This is a genomic window from Candidatus Paceibacterota bacterium (assembly GCA_035652395.1).
Classification (GTDB): Bacteria; Patescibacteriota; Minisyncoccia; order Phycocordibacterales; family CAJBRS01; genus JADGRH01.
Genome location: DASRDX010000009.1, coordinates 183387 through 203311 on the forward strand (window position 1 = coordinate 183387; position 19925 = coordinate 203311).

The following is a 19925-nucleotide window of genomic DNA, read 5'->3' on the forward strand; positions in this document are numbered from 1 at the left end:
TTAACTTTTTACTGGTTCAATGCCTCCGTGCCGGCGCTGATTTCCGTTAATTCTTTAGTAATAGCAGCCTGTCGGAGTTTGTTATAAGTAATGCCAAGCTCATCAATTAATTCCGAAGCATTCTCCGAAGCATTCTTCATGGCTACCATGCGGGAAGAGTGTTCCGAGGCATTAGCTTCCAGAATACTCTGATGCAATTCAATACTGACCAGTCGCGGAATAAGATTTTCCAGAACGTGAGGAATGGAAGGTTCATAGAGGTAGTTAATTTTCTCGCTTGGCTTGTCGAGAGCTCTGTCAATAGCCTGAGGCAAACCAGCATATAAACCATGTTCCGGAATAATGTGTTTGGTAATTTCTTCCAAAGCTTTTACAGTTACCGGCAGAATCTTCCTTACCACCACTTCTTGTTTGAGAGCTGACAGAAAATTAGTGTAAATTAGTAGGACTTCATCATATTCTCCGGAAAGATAAATCTCTTGGAGATATTGTGCCACCGGCAGAGTTTCCTGAAAACTGATGTAATCGCCGGCCTCGTGAAATTCTTTAATGATCTTGTGGCCGCGACGGCTGAAAAAGTCGCGGCCTCTTTTGCCAATCGCTACTATTTCTACCCGCGCAGGGGAGTGATGCAGAATCTGATTAGCTTTTCGCAAGACATTACTATTGAAAGAGCCGGCCAAACCTTTGTCGGAAGTAACTACCGCTAAGCAAATCTTTTTGATCGGCCGCTCCCGGACAAGTTCTGAAGCGGAATCATCTTCGGTAATGGCCCGCCGAATATTTTTTAGAATTTCCAAAGCGGCTAAAGCATATGGCCGAGCCTTGATCGCTCCTTGCTCACTTTTTCGCATTTTGACCGCCGAAACTGCCTGCATGGCCTTGGTAATCTGACCAATGTTTTTAGTAGCCCGAATACGATTTTTAATTGTTCTACTGGTTGCCATTGAAATAATTATTTTTGAAATCTTCGGCCGCTTTTTTCAACTTGCTCTGGAGATCTTCACTTAAATCTTTTTTATCTTTTAATTCCTTAAGGAGCTCCGAATAATTGGTGTCTAAAAATTTCAGAAGCCCATTTTCAAAGCGGGAAACATCCTCAATATTAACCGTATCCAAGAAACCGTTAGTGGCGACAAAAATGGAAATTACTTGCTTCTCAAAAGGCATATTCAAATACTGCGGTTGTTTCAGAATTTCCGTTAAGCGACGGCCACGATCGATTTTTAGTTTTGTGGCGCTATCAAGATCCTGTCCAAATTGAGCAAAAGCAGCCAATTCTCGAAATTGGGCTAGTTCCAAACGCAAAGTACCGGCCACTTTTTTCATGGCTTTAGTTTGAGCGGCTGATCCGACGCGGGAGACGGAAAGGCCGACATTCACTGCCGGTCGAATTCCCTGATAAAAGAGTTCAGGTTCCAAATAAATTTGACCATCGGTAATGGAGATAACGTTTGTGGGCACATAAGCCGAAATATCGCCAAGTTGAGTTTCGATAATGGGCAGGGCAGTTAAAGAGCCACCGCCGTAATCCTTGTTTAATTTGGCCGCTCGCTCAAGCAAGCGGGAATGCAAATAGAAAATATCGCCGGGATAAGCTTCGCGACCGGGAGGGCGACGTAAAAGTAGGGAAATCTGCCGATAGGCCCAGGCATGTTTGGAAAGGTCGTCGTAGACCACCAAAGCATCCTGACCTTTTTCCATGAAGTATTCGCCAATGGCGCAGCCGGCATAAGGGGCTAGATACTGGAGGGAGGCTGGCGCGGAAGCGCCGGCTGAAACAACAATAGAATATTTCATCGCCCCGCTTTGCTTCAATTTCTCGACAATCTGAGCGACTTTTGATTCCTTCTGACCGATAGCTACATAAATACAAATTGGGACGCTGTCGCCCGAGTTCTGTCCTTGATTAATAATCGTATCGATAGCGATGGCTGTTTTGCCTGTCTGTCGGTCCCCAATAATCAATTCTCGCTGGCCGCGACCGATTGGAATAGTGGCATCGATTGCTTTAATTCCGGTTTGCAAAGGACTGTTAACCGATTGGCGAGTGATAACGCCGGGGGCAATTCGCTCCAGCAAATAATTTTGCATCTTATTTCTATCCAAAGCCGGTCCACCATCAATTGGCTCACCTAAAGGATTAATGACGCGGCCAATTAAATTATCACCGACTGGAATAGAAAGAATGGTGCCGGTCGCTTTGACAGTTTGACCTTCTTTAATTTTTTCCGAAGCTCCTAAAACGATGGCTCCAACACTGCTCTCTTCCAAGTTAAGAGCGAGACCGAGGATTTTTCCATCTTCAGTTTCAAACTCTAGCATTTCCGAGTAACGCACTTCACTAAGGCCGCGAATGCTGGCCACTCCGTCGCCCACGCGCATGACTTCTCCGACATTCGAGATTGACGGCCCCGATTTAATGCCGGCAATCTCTTCTTTTAATTCATTTAAAATTGAATCGATTTCCATTTGCTTAACTTATGACCTGCCTTAAATTATTAATTCTGGTTCGGATACTATTATCAATTACGGTATCGCCAATTTTGATTTTCACTCCGCCGATTAAATTGGGATCATTACTAACTTCCGTGATTTCCTTTTTCATTTTGCCGGTCTTTTCATACAAACTCTTCTCAATAGCATAAAGAATCTCTGACTCGCTTTTTAAATCGCCATTTTCCTCGAGCATCTTGACGAAACTCTTGACAGCGTTTTTGCGCTTATTTTTGGCTGTTTTCTCTAAAAGAGCACCAAAGATTTTAGCGTATTGAGTAGGGGAATAGCGCATACCTTATTTAAACACCTCAGCATTCTCTCTAATAATGGCCAAGGCGTCAGCTTTCAGTTTGGCTTCTGCTTCCTTGCTCAAAAAATCTCCAACAGTTTTTTCCACCGCTGCCGTCACCACCTCCCCAATCTCACTCTTAATTTCAGAGCGGATTTTCAGCCTTTCCTGTTCCAACGAAAGCTTGGCCTCCGATATTAAAGTCTTGGCTTTCTCTTCCGCTAATCTCAAACTTTCCTCGGTTTGAGTCTGAGAAGCCTTTTCCGCTTTAGCCAATATTTCTTGGGCTGCTTCTCTGGCTGTGGTCAGAATTTTTTGCTTTTCAGTTTCAATCTCGGCAAGACGTGTGCCGGCCAGCTTTTCCTTTTCTTTGGTTTCCGCAATTTCCCGACGTCTTTTTTCCAGAACATCAATGACTGGCACATAAACAAATCGACGCAAAACGTAAACCAGAATGGCAAAATTAATCGCTTGAGCGATAAGCAATTTCCAATCGATGCCGAGACTTGTTAATAAAGCGGACATAAACTCACCCCTTTAAGGGTGTCAAAAAATTTATTTCACAAACTGAATAATAAGAGCCACTACCAGAGCGTAAATGGCGATAGCTTCGGCGAAGACGATAGCCAAGATCATGGCCGTCTGAATTCGCGGAGCGGCTTCAGGGTTTCGGCCAATGGCTTCCATGGCCTTACCTGCTAATAATCCGATGCCAATACCCGGTCCGATAGCTCCGAGACCAATAGCTAGACCGGCGGCGAGAGGAGCAAGATCCATAATTTAAATAAATTAATGATAAAAAATGACCTCATTTGGGGGTCAGTGCCAATATCTTACCTTAAGCCGTTTAAAAGGCCAAATTCTGACGAAAAATAAATAAAATACCCGTCGTAAGCGGGTAATGTCTAAGAAGCGTGAATATCCAGTTCCAAATGATGATCCGTAGATCGCCAAGGGGGACAACTTGTGACTCGAACTTTTGCAAGGATTTCTCCTTCTGTTCGGGCCCAATGAACAATCTTTGGATAGATAATGAAAGGAGAATCGCCAGGTTTGAGAAAATATTCTCCGTCTCCACTCTCAAGAAAAAGAGTACCTTGGAGAACCTCATAAACCTCAATAGTTTCCTCGTGGTGGTGCGGAGCAGATTTTGAAATCAAGGCAATCGCACTCTTCTGATGGGGTAAGACTTGAGGCAGTTCCACAATTACTTCCAGAGGATCTTTCTCCGGAAGAAGAATAAGCGGGCAATCCGGATATTCCTTTCGAAGAGATTCAATTTCTTCAGAACTTATTGGTTTCATCTACTCTCAACCTACCTCTCTTCCTGGCAAAAATCAATGATGGGCTTCAGTGGCTTGGGCCAAGAACATCATGGCTAGAACGGCGAAAATTAAAGCCTGGATGAAACCCACGAAAATTTCTAGAGCCAGAAATGGAACTGGAATAAGATAGGGAACCAAGAAGACCATAATTGTTAGAAGAATTTCTCCGGCGAAAACATTTCCAAAAAGACGGAAAGTCAGGGAAATGATTTTGCCGAATTCGCTGATAATTTCGAGAAGTCCAGTGAAGAAATCAATCGGGCCGGTCAGACGAAAGAATTTCTTGAGATGATTTTTCAGGCCGATAGTGATGAAGCCGACAACATGACTCATTGTTACTACAATCAAAGCCAAAGCCAAAGTCATATTGATATCGGAGTTGACCGAACGAAATAGCGGTACGAAAACCTGTTTGCCATCCTCTAAATGATAAAAACCAAGACTGCCAACGCCCGGTAGAATCCCCAGCCAATTTGAAAGAAGAATGAAAAGGAAGATAGTAGCCACCACCGGGAAAAATTTAATGACGGCTGATCGACTTCCGGCGACGGTTTCGAGGAAGTCGATCAGTTTTTCGATGGCAAATTCCATTAAGTTTTGGAATTTGCCCGGGATTTTGTCGGCGCGTTTGATTCGCGCCGACAGGAATAAGGCGATCCCAATTAGCAAAAGCATTACCAGCCAGGAGGTAAGCAGAGCATTAGTGACGGTAAAACCAAAGATTTGAAAAATTGGTTCGGCGCTGATGGAAATATGGAGCATAAGAAGATAACTATTTTAAGTACCTAATTGTTTTCTTGTAAACCAGAATGCTGGAAATAATAATGGAAAGTAAAACGCCTACCAAAAGAAATAATGGGGAAGTCTGAAAATGTCTGTCTAAAAGACGTCCCCCCAAAGCCAGTAATACTATTGGAATGGCGATAGTAAAACCCAATTCAAAAACTAATGATATTAGCTCCGATTTCGGCATTACTGGCTTTAAATCAGGCGATTTCTCTTTTTCCACGGGAGGTAGTATAACATAGGCAGAGATTGTTTATGAAAAAATCTAAATCTAAAAAGGCCAAGGATCCTATCGCCGCAAAAATAGGAACAGTGCTCGCCAAGAGAGTCAGAAACGGCATGGTTCATCTCCGAAAACATAAGATATTTTCACAGTCTCCTGATTTTGAGAAGAAACCTTTGTCCTTCTTTCATCTAAGGAGCAGGGCGGAAGCTATTCGGTTGGGACTCCAAGGGCGAAACAACCGGGAAAATCGTGTTCTTTATTCTTTTTGGGACTCATATTTCCAAGAAAAATTCAAAAAAAGAAAAGCTTAAGGTCAGCTGTCTGACCTTGTTTTATTTCTGAGCCGTATATAATAACAAAGTGTCAAATTTCAAAATCTCAACAAAATTCAAACCGGCAGGGGATCAGCCAAAGGCTATTAAAGAATTAATTGAAGGGGTCGGCAAAGGCTATCGCCACCAAACTTTGCTTGGCGTTACTGGCTCCGGCAAGACTTTTACGGCTGCCAATATTATCGCTACGGTTCAAAAACCTACTCTGGTTATTGCTCACAACAAAACCTTAGCTGCTCAATTGGCACAGGAATATCGGGAGTTTTTTCCTGATAATGCCGTACACTATTTCGTTTCTTATTACGATTTTTATCAGCCGGAAGCTTATTTACCGGTAACTGATACCTATATTGAAAAAGAGGCTCAAATTAATGAAGAAATTGAGCGCCTGCGTCACGCCTCCACACAGGCGCTTCTAACCCGTCGCGACGTCATTATCGTCGCTTCCGTTTCCTGTATTTACGGCTTGGGTTCGCCGGTGGAATATGAAAAGGTTCACCTGCGCATTCAAAAGGGAGCAGTTGGGGATCGAGCCGATCTGATTCGCAAGCTCATCCATATTTATTTTGACCGCACCAATGCCGATCTTTCACCCGGTCAGTTTCGAGCGCTCGGCAATTCCGTGGAGGTTATGCCGGTTAATGAAAGAGTTATTTATAAGATCGATCTTGCCGAAGGCAAGATCGATCGCATCCTGAAAGTGGATGCCATTACCCGAAAAATTTTAGAAGAGATAGATGTTTTCTTTCTTTTTCCAGCCAAACATTTCGTCACGCCGGAAGACGAGCGATTGCGGGCTATTGAAGATATCAAGGCCGAATTGGAAGAGCAGCTCACTAAGTTCCAGAAAGAAGGAAAGCTGCTCGAAGCCGAGCGACTGAAGCGTCGCACCAATTATGATCTGGCTCTGATCCGCGAAATCGGTTATTGCAACGGTATCGAAAATTATTCGCGCCATTTCTCCGGCAAAAAGGAGGGCGAACCGCCTGATACCTTACTTTCATATTTTCCTCACAAGAAGGATGGTAGCGCCGATTTCCTTACTATTATCGATGAGTCTCACGTCACTGTTCCTCAACTCGGCGGTATGTATGCCGGTGATGCTTCTCGAAAACAAAATTTAGTAGAGCACGGGTTCAGACTCCCTAGCGCTCGAGATAATCGCCCTCTGAAATTTGCCGAATTTGAAGAAAGGGTGGGCCAGACAATTTATACTTCGGCTACTCCAGGAAAATATGAATTGGAACACAGCTCTCAGGTGGCGGAGCAAGTCATTCGTCCGACTGGCCTCGTTGACCCGTTGATTGAAGTAAAGCCGGTTATAGAAAAAGGAGCCTACAAAGGTCAAATTCAGGATTTCATTGAGCAGGCCGAAATTGAAGTAAAAAAAGGCAACCGAGTGATCGCGACAACTTTGACCAAGAAAATGGCCGAAGATTTGAGTGAATACTTAAAAGAGAAAAAAATTAAGGCCGAATATCTTCATAGTGAAATCGAAACTCTAGATCGCATTCAAATTTTGACTGATTTCCGAAGAGGGAAGTTTGACATCATTGTCGGCGTCAATTTATTGCGCGAAGGACTAGACCTTCCGGAAGTGACCCTCATTGGTATCCTAGATGCCGATAAAGAGGGATTTCTCCGCTCTGAAACTTCTCTTATTCAAACCATTGGACGGGCCGCTCGAAATACTGAAGGCCGCGTAATTCTATATGCGGATAATCTGACCGGCTCAATGGATAAAGCCATTAATGAAACCAGACGTCGTCGAGAATTACAGGCGGCTTATAACAAGGAACACGGTATTACTCCAAAGACTATTGTTAAAAATATTAAGGATATTACGGAGCAAATCCAAAGCGAACACCAAAAGACTCTTAAAATGCTTCTGCAATTTGATGAAGCTCGCTTTCAGAAAAATCCCAAGAAATTGATTGAGGAAAAACAAAAACAAATGAATGATGCGGTAAAGGTTTTAGACTTTGAAACAGCTGCCATTCTAAGAGACGAAATCAAAGAGCTTACGCTTAAGTTGGAAGGGAGAACGTCCAAAATCAAAACAAATAATTAAAAAGAAAAGGCGTGTATCTTTCGATACACGCCTTCAAATCTTACCGGCGTTACGAGGTTTCGTATTTTCTTTACCTCCCCTGAAATTCATCTTTCGACAAACCCCTGAGGTCTGAAAAACACTCCCTCCAAGTAACTTGAGTACGTGGGCGTACCATTCTCCATTTGTTGATTCCCGACCTAAGTCTGGAACTGCTTCCATTTCTGGCTCAATTTCTTGAGACATTTCCTGGATCTAAACCGTCGGTGTTTAATCGTCGGCTTATCCGCCTTTGAAATTCCCCACGATTGGTTGGAATCTCTAGTCAGAACTGATTTGTTGATCATTGCTGCTCAACATCTCAGCGGGGTTGGAGCACCCAGCTTTTGCTTAACTTACCGCGTCGCTCCGATTCCTTGCGGATTCGAATCTTTGCGATAACCACTCGCTTTCGTGTATTGGTTGGCCCTTGCACCTTGCAGTGTAGGGACCTTGCCAGCAAGCTCTTGAATTTAATCAGAACCGTTTTGATTCGACTCTTGCGAGCCTTCCTCTCTGCGATTCGAGCTACCCCTACCACAGGTGGTGCGCGCTATGCACACTCCCAAGTTATTAGCTTTAAGGAACTAACGACTGGTGAGTAAATGTACCAGAATGAAAAACCACGTCAATGGGGATAAGGTAGTAGAAATTGGATAAGAGGTTCTGTCAAATAAAATTTCTAAAATGCTCTGTAATTAAAGCTTTTTATATTTTCTTTACAATTTCTTTAGTCGGTTTATAATGAGCTCGTCATATTTAGATATAGAACGCCGCAGGCGGGCTATTTCTGTTTTACAAAGATCACCAAAAATGGCCAAAAACGATAAAAAAACTGAAGACAAAATAATTGTTAAGGGCGCGCGTACCCATAATTTAAAGAATATTACGGTAGAAATGCCACGCAACAAGATGATTGCTATTACCGGCCTTTCCGGCTCCGGTAAGTCGTCTTTGGCCTTCGACACTATATTTGCAGAGGGCCAAAGACGCTATGTTGAGTCGCTTTCTTCCTATGCCCGACAATTCCTGCGTCAGATGCAGAAACCGGACGTGGATGAAATTATCGGTCTTTCACCGGCTATCTCGATCGATCAGAAGTCGCGCTCAAATAATCCGCGCTCAACGGTGGCAACTATTACGGAGATTTACGATTATTTGCGTATTTTGTATGCGAGGATCGGTCGGCCCCACTGTTTAGTTTGCGGGCGGGAAATCAAGAAGCTTTCAAAGGAGGAAATTCTGGAAACTATTTTCAATACGGTTAGCAAAATCGATACTTCCAAATCGGAAAAGAAAGTAATGGGGGTGGCCTATAACGATCTGAAATTTACCATTATGGCCCCGCTTATTGTCGGCCGAAAGGGCGAGTATTATCAGCTTCTTTATGATCTTTTGGGAAAAGGCTACGAGCGAGTGCGGGTGGACGGTCAGATGAAGAATCTCCGAGACCAGATTATTTTGTCAAAAAATAAAAAGCACGACATCGATGTGGTGGTGGATGAATTCTTCATTTCAGAAATGCACTCCAAAGACAAGCAGGTTGCTACCAGTTTTAACGAGCGCCTGAATGAAGCCATAGAAAGAGCGCTTGAAGAATCTGACGGCCTGCTTCGCATTCAGGCTCTTGGAGAAGATTATTTGATTTCTTCCAAATTCATGTGTCCTTTTGACGGCTTCTCTTTTCCCGAGATCGAACCGCGACTTTTTTCTTTTAATTCACCTTACGGGGCTTGTCCGGAATGTAACGGCCTCGGTACTCGTTATTTCTTTAGCAATGAGCCTTGTCCGGTTTGCCACGGAGCTCGTCTTCGTCCAGAGGCTCTGCATGTCTTTTTGAGCGAACGAAAAATTAATATTGTAAAGCTCACGGAAATGTCGATTAAAGACGCTCTGAATTTCTTCAGTCATCTGAAACTTTCCGCCAAGGAGAAAGAAATCTCGAAAGTTGTAGTGAAAGAAATTGAGGCCCGCTTGAATTTCATGAATGATGTTGGAATCGATTACCTGACTTTGGATCGCAAGGCCAACACTCTTTCCGGAGGCGAGGCTCAACGAATCCGCCTCGCCTCCCAACTGGGCTCGGGCCTGGTCGGCGCTTTATACGTACTGGACGAGCCGACCATCGGCCTTCATCAGCGGGATAATGATCGCCTAATAAAAACCCTGCTCAATCTCCGCGATACTGGCAACACCATTGTAGTGGTGGAACACGACGAAGATACTATCTACTCCGCTGATTACATTGTGGATATTGGGCCGGGCGCCGGGGTGCATGGCGGTCACGTTGTCGTTTCAGGTTATTTAGACGAGTTATTGACGGCCAAAACTAACAAGAGCGGTTCCTTGACTCTCGATTATCTTCGAGAAGAAATTAAGATTGAAATTCCGGAAAATCGACGAACGGCCGAGAAGGGCAAGATTTCCATTAGAGGTGGGCATGTTTTCAATATCAAAAATCTGAACGTGGATATTCCGCTCGGCAAACTCATTATGATCACTGGCGTCTCCGGTTCGGGTAAATCATCCTTCATGTATGAAATCGTTTATGAAAATCTGCGGGCCCGACTTGATCGAAAATATCGCTCGGCCAAAACTTTCAATGCCGCCAGTTTTACCGGTACGGAATATTTGGGTCGCGCCATTTTAATCGATCAGTCAGCTATCGGCCGTACCCCTCGGTCCAATCCGGCAACGTACACCGGCGCTTTCACTCACATTAGAGATATGTTCGCCACCACTCCTGAAGCTCGGGCCCGAGGTTGGAAAGCCAATCGGTTTTCTTTCAACGTCAAAGGCGGCCGATGCGAGACTTGTCAGGGTAATGGTCTCATTGAAGTGGAAATGCATTTCCTACCAACCGTTTACGTTACTTGTGATGTTTGCAACGGCAAACGCTTCATGAAAGAGACTTTGGAAGTGAAGTATAAAAAGAAAAATATTTACGACGTGCTCGAAATGACGGTGGAAGAAGCCTTGAAATTTTTTGAAGATATTCCATCTATTTACGATCGTCTGCATACTTTGGATGAAGTGGGGCTCGGATATTTAAAACTGGGGCAATCGGCTACTACTCTTTCCGGTGGTGAAGCTCAGCGAGTGAAGATTTCAGCCGAGCTATACCGACCGCATTTACAGAAGACGATTTATCTTTTAGACGAGCCAACGATCGGGCTGCATTACGAAGATGTTAAGAAACTGATTCAGATTCTGCAGAAGTTGGTGGAGCGGGGTAATACTGTCATGGTCATTGAGCACAACATGGACATGATTAAATCATCCGACTATATAATTGATATTGGACCGGAAGGGGGAGATGGTGGTGGATCACTGGTCGCCAAAGGCACGCCCGAAGAGGTGGCGAATAATGATAAGAGCTATACCGGGGAATATTTAAAAAAGGTTTTGAAGAAAAAATAACAGCTCGATCCGTGAAGAACGAGCTGTTATGAGCACTTTGTTTATTTGCTTAGAGCTTCTCGATGAAGTCGGTGCATGTGACAACAAAAAAGGAAGATTGCTACCCCCACCATCCCGGCAGCATGCCAATTTTGGGTTAAATCCCACGTTGCCAAACCTCCAGCGAGACTTGATCCGAAAGCATATAGGAATTTCATAAGTATCACCTCCTGAATTATAATATAACAAATTTCAGAAATGTCAATGCTTTTGGCAAATAAAGGAAAATTACAAAATAAAAAGCGAAAATCATTTGACTTTCGCCTGAATATCCAGAAGTGGACAACGCAGAACAGCTTTCTGAAAATTAATTGAAGGGTGCCTTTTTTTGAGGTTCCTCATTCGCTGAATCCAAATCTCAGTAGCTTTTCGGCTTTCCTCAGAGTGATGGCTAAGTCGAAGGGTTTGAAAAGGGAAGCCGATCTCTGCTATTCTTTTGGTCACTTTACGACCTCTTTGAATGGAAGTTTCTTTAGATAGTGGCATACAATTCCAATGAAACGTTATAGTATTTAAATAATATGTCAATTACTTTAGAGCAATTAAAAAAACTTCCCGATGAACCTGGTGTTTATTTTTTTAAACGTGGAAAGGAAATTCTTTATATCGGCAAAGCTACCTCACTTCGAGATCGGGTCAGAAGTTATCTAGGCAAAGATCTCCGCCAAACCCGAGGTCTTTTAATTGCCGATATGATGGAAAAAGTTGATGACGTTGATTTCTGTAAGACGGATTCAGTTTTGGACGCTCTGATTTTGGAAGGCAATCTGATTCAGAAGCACCAGCCGTACTACAACACTGATGCTAAGGATAATAAAAGCTACAATTATGTGATTATCACCAAGGAAGATTTTCCGCGAATACGGCTGGTGAGAGAGCATTCTTTTCATGTTAATCCGGAATATGCGCTGGGAGATTTGGAGGCTAAATACGTTTTCGGACCATATCCTCATGGTTTGCAATTGAAGGAGGCGATGAAGATTGTGCGGCGAATTTTTCCATATCGGGATGATAAATGCGTCCCTGCCTCCGTCCAACTACGGCAAGGCAAGCCCGCGCCTCGACCGTGTTTCAATCGCCAGATCGGTCTTTGTCCGGGTGTCTGCACAGGCGAAGTTAATAAAAAGGATTACGCCCGCACCATTAATCATTTGAGGCTCTTTTTCCAAGGCAAAAAGGGCCAGTTAATTAAACAATTAGAAAAAGACATGAAGCTCTATGCCAAATGTCAGGAATTTGAGCGGGCCAATCAAATTAAGCGAACCATTTACGCTCTTAGCCACATTCAGGATGTTTCTCTCATTAAGGCGCCTCGGGATGTTGAGGATGTTGTTTATGAAAGACCTTTTCGGATGGAAGCCTATGATATCGCGCATATGGGCGGTAAGAATACCACCGGCGTAATGGTAGTTTCAGAAGATCGTGAGATTAAAAAAGCCGATTATCGAATGTTCCGGATTCGCGGCAATAAAGGTGTGAATGATATTGCCGCTCTAACCGAAACCATGGAAAGGCGTTTAAATCATCCTGAATGGCTTTGGCCTGACGTTATTGTCTTGGATGGCAGCACGGCTCAATTGAATGCCGCCGAGGCCGTCTTAGAGAAAGTAAAAAATAGGGAAGAGAATCCGCTAGATTATCCGGTTAAATTGGTGGCGGTCGTCAAGGACGACCGCCACCAACCCGAAAGAATCATTGGTGACGAAAAAATCGCTCGGGAATATGAAAAAGAAATCTTACTCCTAAATAGCGAGGCTCATCGCTTCACTATCAAATACCACAAGAAACTGCGCCGGAAATCATTTTTATAAAAAGTTGACATCTTACCAAAGATTGAATTATGCTAGTGATTGGACAAGTGCAGATCAGCATGCGGCAGGCGTCTCGTCAGTCAGTCGAGGCACGAGCGCCTGCCGTCGAATTTCGGTATGGAGTGGGGGATTGAAGGATACTCGGGAAAGTGTTTTCATCTCCCACTCCTCAATTTTAAAGTTCTCCTCCTATCATTCCTCCGGGAATGAAGGTCATAGACGGTGACGTGCCTGCCGGCGTCACCGTTTTTCTTTTAGTGATATAATTTCTTCATGGCAAAAATAAAAGTCGGAGTCCTGCGCGGTGGCCCGTCATCGGAATACGATGTATCACTCCAAACCGGATCAAACGTTCTAAAAAGCCTGCCTGAAAAGTACCAAGGCGTGGATATTTTTGTAGACAAGGACGGAACTTGGCATATTGACGGCTTGAGCCACGATCCGACGGACACTTTAAAAAAAGTAGACGTAATTTTCAACGCCATGCACGGGGAATACGGGGAAGACGGGAAGGTTCAACAGATTTTAGATATTCATAACGTCCCATATACCGGCTCTCAAACGCTGCCGGCCGCCCTGGCCATGAATAAGGCACGGGCGAAATACATCTATAATCAGCACGGATTAAAAACCCCTCATTTTTTAATTCTCAAAATCTCTCCAGATGAAAATCTAGAAGAGCTAGCGCTGACTGTTTTTCGGAGCTTCCCGATGCCTCTCATTATTAAACCGGTCGGAGCCGGTTCCTCCGTCGGTGTCTCATTAGTCAAAAGTTTTGACGACCTTTATAACGGCTTAGCAAAAGCGGCCGATAAATTTTCCGATTTGTTAATCGAAGAATATATTTCCGGCAAGGAAGCGACAGTCGGAGTAATTGATAATTTTCGTCGCAAAGATTCCTATTCTCTGCCGGTAATTGAAATTCGGCCGCCGCAAGATAAATCATTCTTTGATTTGGAAGCCAAATATAGCGGTAAATCAGAAGAAATTTGCCCGGGAAATTTTAGTTATGATGAGAAAAATGAATTGGAGCGGCAAGCCATCTTAGCTCACCAGTCTCTCGGCCTTCGACATTACTCTCGTTCGGATTTTATTGTTCATCCGCGCCGGGGTATCTATATTTTAGAGACTAATACTTTGCCTGGCTTAACTAGTGAATCTCTTTTCCCCAAAGCCCTGCGAACTGTCGGATCGGATTTACCGGAATTTTTGGAACATGTGATTGGTCTTGCAATGAACAGAAAGTAGTCTAATATTTGAACTGGAAAGTTCAATTATGGCTAATAAACACGAATCTAAAAGGGCTTCAAAAAAGCACCGTGGCAGAACTATTCCCGGTTGTCCTTGTGGTAAAGAAGAAGGCTGTGGCTTTTGCCAAGTTAAAGGACCGATACCAAAGTGGTCTGGCGATATCGCTCCAGAAACGGAGACGGATAAATCAGCCAGTTCAGATGGTTTACTAATCGGAAAACCACACGATGATCCCGAATGCTCCTGCAGTGAATGTTTGGAGTGGGTAGTTTCCAAGTCAGATTTGTCACGAGAAGCAGCTAATCGCTCGGCTGAATATGACAGGAGAGCCGAGCAAGCACTTGAGGAAGGTCTGCGGAAAATTCCTTAAGCTGACGTCTCTGAGAAGAGGCGTTTTTATTTTAATAACAGACTATAAAATGAAATGGAAATTGATTTTTTGCCTCAGGTTTTATATTCTTCTTTTACTGGGCCCGTAGCTCATTTGGTAGAGCACCTCATTTGCACTGAGGGGGTGGGGGGTTCGAATCCTCTCGGGTCCACAAGAGAAGAGTTGATATGTTCCGATAACTCAAAACCCTTAAAGGTAGAGCCAAATTAGCATTTCCAAAACCCGTCCCTCTTATGTGAACAAAGATTTCTTGAAAATTGTGGGAGAATTTTCATTTAATTATGCATATTAAAGAAATCAAAAACATATCTCGTCCTGCTTATCTAGGAGGAAATCATTGGGACGTCAGCAAACTAAAGCCTCTTACTTTTTTGATGGGCAAGAATGGCTGTGGTAAAACCACTTTATTAAACAGTCTAGTTCAAAAGTTACGAAGTAAGGTGGTGCAATCAAATGATCTGGAGATTATTTTCAATGAAACGGTTGCCAACTCCATTTCAATTGATGTTTCAAAAATTACCGCTGAAAGAGGGGGGAATTATAGATTAGAAGGTAATGTAGCGACAAATATTGCAGCAAATGATAACTTTGTTTTTGAGAGTCAAATACAGCGATTCTCTCAAAACTTTAGAGAGCAGGTAGCTTCAAGATACGAACGACTGTTGGCCAATCTCGCGAGCGATGATAAAGAAGGAGATGATAGACCTCAACTAAAGATTGATAAAATTATAGAGGCACTTAATACAATTGTTCCTAAAAAATATTCGGTCATCAGAAAGAGAACAAATTTATCCGTAATAGGAAAAGAAAGTAAGGCAGAGATTGATTTTGCTTCTCTCAGTAGTGGCGAAATTGAAATATTTACGCTTGCCTTAGATTGTTTAATTACGGCTAACTGGAATAGAGCTGAAAACCAACACAAAATTCTTGTTATTGATGAGCCTGATGTTCACATACATCCAGATTTACAAATTCAATTTCTAAAATTTATCTATAAATTAGTAGAAATATATGGAATCCAAGTCATAATAGGCACCCATAGCACAACTTTCGTGGCCAATATCAAAGATAATGAAACTGCAATAATCTGGATGCATGAAGATGCAACAGAATTAAGAGGAGAGAGTAAGCGCGAAACCATCAAAGATATGGCAGAAATAATGGGAAGTAATTTTGCACTGCAACTTCTCATTAATCATAAGATTTTATTAGTTGAAGGTATGGATGACGAGGAAGTGTGGATGCAAGCCATTAAATCATCGGATGGAAAGGTCCATGCGTATGTGCACGAATGCAAAAGTAATTCAGAAATGAAAAAGATAGAAAACGGTATAGAAAAATTGCTTAAGTCATTATGTGATGAGTCTGAGAATACTTATGTGGTAATTTCTCTCCGAGATAAGGATCGGGGCGAATCTGAGATTGATGACAGAAAATATGTCCGCCGCTTTAAGACAAAATGTCATGAATTGGAAAATTGTATTCTGTCAGACAACTATTTAGCTAAATATTCCAAGACTGTGGCAGAAATATATACTGGAGATAGGCTCAATGATGATATTAAAGAGAGAGTGGATGAGCTAAATGAATCAATAACTGGAGATAAAAAGTGGTGGAGAAAAAATACAGGACAACTAATTGGTCAAATAATAAAAGATAATAAGATTGATAGCGAGTCGGGAAATCCTACAAGTATTGTAAATTTTATTGGAATTGACTTATTAAAAGCATTGATTTCGGAATGATATTTCCTGACTGATTTCAATTCAGTCTCACTTGGGTCAGTAATTGGTTCCAACTTTTTGATATAATGTCCACATTAGATTATCGTTCTATTTTATATGTCTTCCATCTTAAAAAGCTTTGCCTATGCCTTCAAAGGTTTTAAATTTGTCTGGAAGGAAGAAAGAAATTTTAGGGTTGAGGTGGGAGTGGCGGCCGTCGCTTTAGCGACGGCCGCCATTCTCCACTTTTCTTATCTTGAGTTTGCCATAATTATTCTTACCATCTTTCTGGTTCTAGCAGCTGAAGCTATCAATACCATTTTAGAAGACGCTCTTAACAAACTGGAACCGAAATACGATCCGATCATCGGTAAAATAAAAGATATTTGCGCCTTCTTTGTGCTATTAACGGTGATTGCAGCCATTTTGGTTGGCGCGATTCTTTTATTTCACCACCTTAACTTTTAAGACTAAAGTACTGCTTAATTTTGGCCACATGCTCGGCGTACGTGGCTGAACAATGGATCTGACGGTTGGCGTCATGGAAATAAAATATGCAATCGGTAGCCTGAGGATTATAAGCTGCTTGAATGGCAGCCAAACTTGGGTTTGAAATGGCCGACGGCGGAAGGCCTTCATTTTTATAAGTGTTGTAAGGCGAATTAATTTTCTTATCGGCCGGTACAACCTGGGGCCACCAGCCATTCTGACTATTGCCTTTAGCATATTGCAAAGTAGCATCCATATCCAATTCCATGCCCTCAAAAAGGCGATTCCAGATAATTCCCGAAATCAATTTCATATCCTGCGGACCGGCTGCTTCCCGTTGAATGATTGAGGCGATTTTAACGGCTGTATCGACGTTGATAATTTTCTTATTTGACTTGCTGGCTTGCGGGGCCACTACCTGATTGAATTTACTTATCATTTTTTGGCTAACTGAAGTGCCGGTCTCGCCGAGGGAAACTAGGTAAGTATCAGGATAATAGTACCCTTCAAAATTATGACTACTTGAAGTATTGCCAGCAGCCAAAAAAGCTGATTTTTCTGAGGCATTCCAAGCCAAAGCATTGCCATAAATGTCGGCAATTTGTTCTTTGCGCAGGCCGGCGCTGATATGAACGACCCGGACGTACGGATTAGCCAGATTCTGATAGGTTTCGAAAAAGCTCGCGCCATTAAATAAAAAGTAGGAGACGCGAGCGACCAAAAGAATCAATAAAAGAACGCCAATACCCAAAGCTATTGGCTTTTTAACAAGAGTTTTCTTCCTGTTTCTTTGTTGAGGGGATTTTTTTGGCAATTTTCCTTATAGTATATAATAAGAAAGTCTCCTTAAGAAATTATGGCCGCCCCAATTAGTCAGACTCGTAAAAACTTTCCCATTAGTCGCTTACTGATCTTTAAGCGGGTAGTCCAAGCTACCTTGCTTCTGGTAATTCTCTTAATTGTCCTTTATTTTTCGGGTATTTTAGCCCTTGATTTCGATATTAACCTGACGGCCGAGATAATTGGAGGGCTGATTGTTCTCATTTTCCTGGTGGCCTTCTTTTACGAAAAGGCTTATTTTAGCTCTTATTTTTACGATTTGACGGCCGACTACGTCATCATCAAAAAAGACCCGATTTTTCCTCGGGAAATCACCGTGCCATATGACCGAATTACTTCAGTAACCATTGACCGCGATATTTTTGACCTATTGCTCGGAATTTGGGATCTTCACATCAATACCAACAATTCAGCTCTTCTTGGCATGGAACCGCACATTGAAGGTTTAAGAAGAGAGGCTGCCAACGGCTTGCAGGGGGTTTTAATGGCTCAAATAAAGGATCAAAAGAAATAACATCACGGGAATTCTTTGTAAGAAAACCCATCAGTTTACGTCTGTAGATATGGTCAAAAAATTAAAACGCGAGGAATTTATGGAAGCTTACAATCTCTATGGAGATGCAATCTTTCGATACTGCTTCTATAAAACCTCGAATAGAGAAAAGGCTTTGGATTTAGTGCAGGACACGTTTGTCAAAACGTGGGAATACATTGGAAGAGGGAAGGATATCGGCAACCTCAAAGCTTTTTTATATAAAACTGCCAACAATCTCATTATCGACTGGTTTCGAAAAAAGAAAATGGTTTCACTCGATGAGCTTGAGGAAGCAGGTTTTGATCCTGGCTTTGACCGCCGCGAACGCCTCTTTGATCATATGGACGGAGCCATTGCCCTGAAGGCGGTAGAATCGATCGAACCGATTTATCGCGACGTTATCATGATGAGATACGTGGAAGAATTATCAATAAAAGAAATTGCCGAAGTCTTAAAGGAGAAAGAAAATAATATTTCCGTTCGATTACATCGCGGAATGGAAAAATTAAGAAATATATTAAGCGAAGAGGAACGACATACGCAAGAAAACCAAAATGCCCAACCAATTTAATCAATTCATTAAATACGCCAAGGAAGTTGGCATGACAAGCGACGAAAAGAGCCGCATCGCTAGTCATTTGCATATGGTAACAGCGAAAGAGCCGGTAGCATCTTTTAACTTAACAAGTTCTCCTTATTTCTCGGCTTTTTCTTTCAGCCGCATCCAAGTTTTAGTACTGGCCGTCTTTCTAGTCTTTGGCAGCGCCTCTTACGCCGCCCAGGATTCTCTGCCCGGAGATATTTTCTATCCTTTTAAAACTAAAGTGAACGAACGAGTGGAAGGCTTCTTTGCCACTAACCCCGCTGCCAGAGCCCAACACGAAGCCAAACTCGCTTTAGTTCGATTGGAAGAAGCCGAAGCTTTGGGAGCGGAAGGTAAATTAAGTTCCTCTACTCAGGCGGATTTGGTGGCCGATTTCAACGCTCACGCCAATGGTCTTGAGAATAATCTAAATGAAATTTCCGATCAAAATAGTGATGATCAGGCCTACAGCATCGCCATGGATTTCCACAATAATCTGGAAATTCACCGAAATATCCTAAATCAGATTGCTAGGATTACTCCTTCGGAGAGTGCCTCCAATCTTAATCTTTTAGCCGGACACATTGACCTAACTTTGAATTCAACCGAGACGAAACTGGCTGCCGCCGATAACGCTTCAACATCCATATGGGCTATTTTGAGTTTTGCCAGCACCACGCCGCATGTAGTGGAAGTACGGCTTAATCGAAACGATCTGCGAATTGCCGATCTTAAAAATTCTCTGGCTGAAAATGCCAATTTAAGTTCAGATATTCAACTTTCAGTTGCTGACGATCTTCAGACTGCCATTGATCTTCAGGCCAAGGCTAAAGCGGCCTTTGCTGCCGACAATTACACAGAGGCTTTTACCGATGCTTCCAAAGCGGCTGATTTACTCATCTCGAGCCACAATTATCTTCAGAGTCAAATTCAGGTAGAATCGCTTCAGAACATTCTTAACAAAAAGGACCACAATAACGGAATGAAATTAAAAGTCATTGAAAATGATCAATCAAATCTGGATGTGAAAGTTAACCCAATTTCTTCCAAGTCCGGAGCTTCCTCTACTAATTCTGATCATTCATCGAAGGCTACGAGTTCGAATTCTGGTTCCAGTATTTCGGCGAGCCAGAGCGCTAGTGTAAATCTCAGCGTTAATGGCTTACCAACAGAGCAAGCACCGCCGAACTCCAATGTTTCGGTCCCGTTGCCGCCGCCCGCGCCAATTCCTCTTCCAATTCCTCCTTTAAATAATTCAGGTTCCAACAGCTCGCTCCACATTTGATATACTGACCG

The 19925-nt window shown here is 42.8% G+C and carries 21 protein-coding genes and 1 tRNA gene; 12 read left to right on the forward strand and 10 right to left on the reverse strand.

The features are described from left to right. Positions 1-8 precede the first annotated feature (8 nt). The 8 genes from atpG to VFA52_01235 form a co-directional block, all read right to left on the reverse strand. Entirely contained in the window at positions 9-947 is a 939-nt protein-coding gene (atpG, locus tag VFA52_01200; GenBank protein HZS42813.1) for an ATP synthase F1 subunit gamma, read from the reverse strand. Further along, complete coding sequence (gene atpA, locus VFA52_01205; GenBank protein HZS42814.1) at positions 934-2472, reverse strand: F0F1 ATP synthase subunit alpha; 1539 nt, start codon at positions 2470-2472, stop codon at positions 934-936. The genes atpG and atpA overlap by 14 nt, the downstream gene beginning before the upstream one ends. 4 nt (positions 2473-2476) lie before the next feature. Beyond that, the gene (locus tag VFA52_01210) at positions 2477-2791 is read right to left on the reverse strand and encodes a F0F1 ATP synthase subunit delta (GenBank protein ID HZS42815.1); all 315 of its coding nucleotides are present in this window, start codon (positions 2789-2791) and stop codon (positions 2477-2479) included. Positions 2792-2794: 3 nt separating this feature from the next. Continuing rightward, positions 2795-3313: a F0F1 ATP synthase subunit B gene (atpF, locus tag VFA52_01215; protein ID HZS42816.1), complete on the reverse strand. Its 519-nt coding sequence runs from the start codon at positions 3311-3313 to the stop codon at positions 2795-2797. Between the two features lie 30 nt (positions 3314-3343). Next, positions 3344-3565, reverse strand: a complete 222-nt coding sequence (gene atpE, locus VFA52_01220) for an ATP synthase F0 subunit C (GenBank protein ID HZS42817.1) — start codon at positions 3563-3565, stop codon at positions 3344-3346. Between the two features lie 128 nt (positions 3566-3693). Continuing rightward, a complete protein-coding gene (locus VFA52_01225) occupies positions 3694-4092 on the reverse strand; it encodes a cupin domain-containing protein (protein ID HZS42818.1) in 399 nt (132 codons plus the stop codon). Between the two features lie 33 nt (positions 4093-4125). Beyond that, complete coding sequence (atpB, locus tag VFA52_01230; protein ID HZS42819.1) at positions 4126-4875, reverse strand: F0F1 ATP synthase subunit A; 750 nt, start codon at positions 4873-4875, stop codon at positions 4126-4128. Between the two features lie 10 nt (positions 4876-4885). Then, the gene (locus tag VFA52_01235) at positions 4886-5122 is read right to left on the reverse strand and encodes an AtpZ/AtpI family protein (GenBank protein ID HZS42820.1); all 237 of its coding nucleotides are present in this window, start codon (positions 5120-5122) and stop codon (positions 4886-4888) included. Positions 5123-5154: 32 nt separating this feature from the next. On the opposite strand from VFA52_01235, the gene VFA52_01240 reads away from it, so the two are divergent. Further along, positions 5155-5436, forward strand: a complete 282-nt coding sequence (locus VFA52_01240) for a hypothetical protein (GenBank protein ID HZS42821.1) — start codon at positions 5155-5157, stop codon at positions 5434-5436. A 49-nt stretch (positions 5437-5485) separates the two neighbouring features. After that, on the forward strand, positions 5486-7528 hold the full coding sequence (uvrB, locus tag VFA52_01245) for an excinuclease ABC subunit UvrB (protein HZS42822.1): 2043 nt from the start codon (positions 5486-5488) through the stop codon (positions 7526-7528). A gap of 33 nt (positions 7529-7561) precedes the next feature. Here the strand turns inward: uvrB and VFA52_01250 are convergent, their stop codons facing one another. Next, positions 7562-7753 (reverse strand): hypothetical protein, encoded by a 192-nt coding sequence (locus VFA52_01250; protein HZS42823.1) that lies wholly within the window; start codon positions 7751-7753, stop codon positions 7562-7564. 606 nt (positions 7754-8359) lie between these two features. Here VFA52_01250 and uvrA point away from each other — a divergent pair. The 7 genes from uvrA (at position 8360) to VFA52_01285 (ending at position 16650) form a co-directional block, all read left to right on the forward strand. After that, positions 8360-10966 carry an excinuclease ABC subunit UvrA gene (uvrA, locus tag VFA52_01255; GenBank protein HZS42824.1) on the forward strand — a complete coding sequence of 869 codons (2607 nt, stop codon included), beginning with the start codon at positions 8360-8362 and terminating at the stop codon, positions 10964-10966. 560 nt (positions 10967-11526) lie between these two features. Continuing rightward, the gene (locus tag VFA52_01260; protein ID HZS42825.1) at positions 11527-12816 is read left to right on the forward strand and encodes a UvrB/UvrC motif-containing protein; all 1290 of its coding nucleotides are present in this window, start codon (positions 11527-11529) and stop codon (positions 12814-12816) included. A 273-nt stretch (positions 12817-13089) separates the two neighbouring features. Then, positions 13090-14064, forward strand: a complete 975-nt coding sequence (locus tag VFA52_01265) for a D-alanine--D-alanine ligase (protein HZS42826.1) — start codon at positions 13090-13092, stop codon at positions 14062-14064. 28 nt (positions 14065-14092) lie between these two features. Beyond that, positions 14093-14437, forward strand: a complete 345-nt coding sequence (locus VFA52_01270) for a hypothetical protein (protein HZS42827.1) — start codon at positions 14093-14095, stop codon at positions 14435-14437. Positions 14438-14536: 99 nt separating this feature from the next. Next, a tRNA-Ala gene (locus VFA52_01275) sits at positions 14537-14609 on the forward strand. 130 nt (positions 14610-14739) lie between these two features. Further along, positions 14740-16203, forward strand: coding sequence for an AAA family ATPase (locus tag VFA52_01280; GenBank protein HZS42828.1), 1464 nt, complete (start codon positions 14740-14742; stop codon positions 16201-16203). A gap of 96 nt (positions 16204-16299) precedes the next feature. Further along, positions 16300-16650 carry a diacylglycerol kinase family protein gene (locus VFA52_01285; protein ID HZS42829.1) on the forward strand — a complete coding sequence of 117 codons (351 nt, stop codon included), beginning with the start codon at positions 16300-16302 and terminating at the stop codon, positions 16648-16650. Here VFA52_01285 and mltG read toward each other — a convergent pair. Continuing rightward, positions 16640-17485, reverse strand: coding sequence for an endolytic transglycosylase MltG (gene mltG / locus VFA52_01290; GenBank protein ID HZS42830.1), 846 nt, complete (start codon positions 17483-17485; stop codon positions 16640-16642). The two genes, VFA52_01285 and mltG, sit on opposite strands and share 11 nt — an antisense overlap. Before the next feature lie 42 nt (positions 17486-17527). Between mltG and VFA52_01295 the strand changes: the two genes are divergently transcribed. Genes VFA52_01295 through VFA52_01305 form a run of 3 tightly spaced genes read left to right on the forward strand, consistent with a single transcriptional unit; the run spans position 17528 to position 19914 of the window. Further along, positions 17528-18025 carry a PH domain-containing protein gene (locus tag VFA52_01295; protein ID HZS42831.1) on the forward strand — a complete coding sequence of 166 codons (498 nt, stop codon included), beginning with the start codon at positions 17528-17530 and terminating at the stop codon, positions 18023-18025. Positions 18026-18074: 49 nt separating this feature from the next. After that, positions 18075-18617 (forward strand): RNA polymerase sigma factor, encoded by a 543-nt coding sequence (locus VFA52_01300; GenBank protein ID HZS42832.1) that lies wholly within the window; start codon positions 18075-18077, stop codon positions 18615-18617. Next, on the forward strand, positions 18601-19914 hold the full coding sequence (locus VFA52_01305) for a DUF5667 domain-containing protein (protein HZS42833.1): 1314 nt from the start codon (positions 18601-18603) through the stop codon (positions 19912-19914). The genes VFA52_01300 and VFA52_01305 overlap by 17 nt, the downstream gene beginning before the upstream one ends. The last annotated feature ends 11 nt before the right edge of the window (positions 19915-19925 follow it).

Coding starts and splice junctions, on each gene's coding strand:
- VFA52_01305 (HZS42833.1), top strand. CDS start 18,601: ATGCCCAACCAATTTAATCAATTCATTAAATACGCCAAGGAAGTTGGC.
- VFA52_01270 (HZS42827.1), top strand. CDS start 14,093: ATGGCTAATAAACACGAATCTAAAAGGGCTTCAAAAAAGCACCGTGGC.
- VFA52_01260 (HZS42825.1), top strand. CDS start 11,527: ATGTCAATTACTTTAGAGCAATTAAAAAAACTTCCCGATGAACCTGGT.
- VFA52_01265 (HZS42826.1), top strand. CDS start 13,090: ATGGCAAAAATAAAAGTCGGAGTCCTGCGCGGTGGCCCGTCATCGGAA.
- atpG (HZS42813.1), bottom strand. CDS start 947: ATGGCAACCAGTAGAACAATTAAAAATCGTATTCGGGCTACTAAAAAC.
- VFA52_01300 (HZS42832.1), top strand. CDS start 18,075: ATGGTCAAAAAATTAAAACGCGAGGAATTTATGGAAGCTTACAATCTC.
- VFA52_01225 (HZS42818.1), bottom strand. CDS start 4,092: ATGAAACCAATAAGTTCTGAAGAAATTGAATCTCTTCGAAAGGAATAT.
- atpB (HZS42819.1), bottom strand. CDS start 4,875: ATGCTCCATATTTCCATCAGCGCCGAACCAATTTTTCAAATCTTTGGT.
- uvrA (HZS42824.1), top strand. CDS start 8,360: ATGGCCAAAAACGATAAAAAAACTGAAGACAAAATAATTGTTAAGGGC.
- VFA52_01210 (HZS42815.1), bottom strand. CDS start 2,791: ATGCGCTATTCCCCTACTCAATACGCTAAAATCTTTGGTGCTCTTTTA.
- atpA (HZS42814.1), bottom strand. CDS start 2,472: ATGGAAATCGATTCAATTTTAAATGAATTAAAAGAAGAGATTGCCGGC.
- VFA52_01285 (HZS42829.1), top strand. CDS start 16,300: ATGTCTTCCATCTTAAAAAGCTTTGCCTATGCCTTCAAAGGTTTTAAA.
- VFA52_01250 (HZS42823.1), bottom strand. CDS start 7,753: ATGTCTCAAGAAATTGAGCCAGAAATGGAAGCAGTTCCAGACTTAGGT.
- VFA52_01280 (HZS42828.1), top strand. CDS start 14,740: ATGCATATTAAAGAAATCAAAAACATATCTCGTCCTGCTTATCTAGGA.
- VFA52_01240 (HZS42821.1), top strand. CDS start 5,155: ATGAAAAAATCTAAATCTAAAAAGGCCAAGGATCCTATCGCCGCAAAA.
- atpF (HZS42816.1), bottom strand. CDS start 3,313: ATGTCCGCTTTATTAACAAGTCTCGGCATCGATTGGAAATTGCTTATC.
- atpE (HZS42817.1), bottom strand. CDS start 3,565: ATGGATCTTGCTCCTCTCGCCGCCGGTCTAGCTATTGGTCTCGGAGCT.
- VFA52_01295 (HZS42831.1), top strand. CDS start 17,528: ATGGCCGCCCCAATTAGTCAGACTCGTAAAAACTTTCCCATTAGTCGC.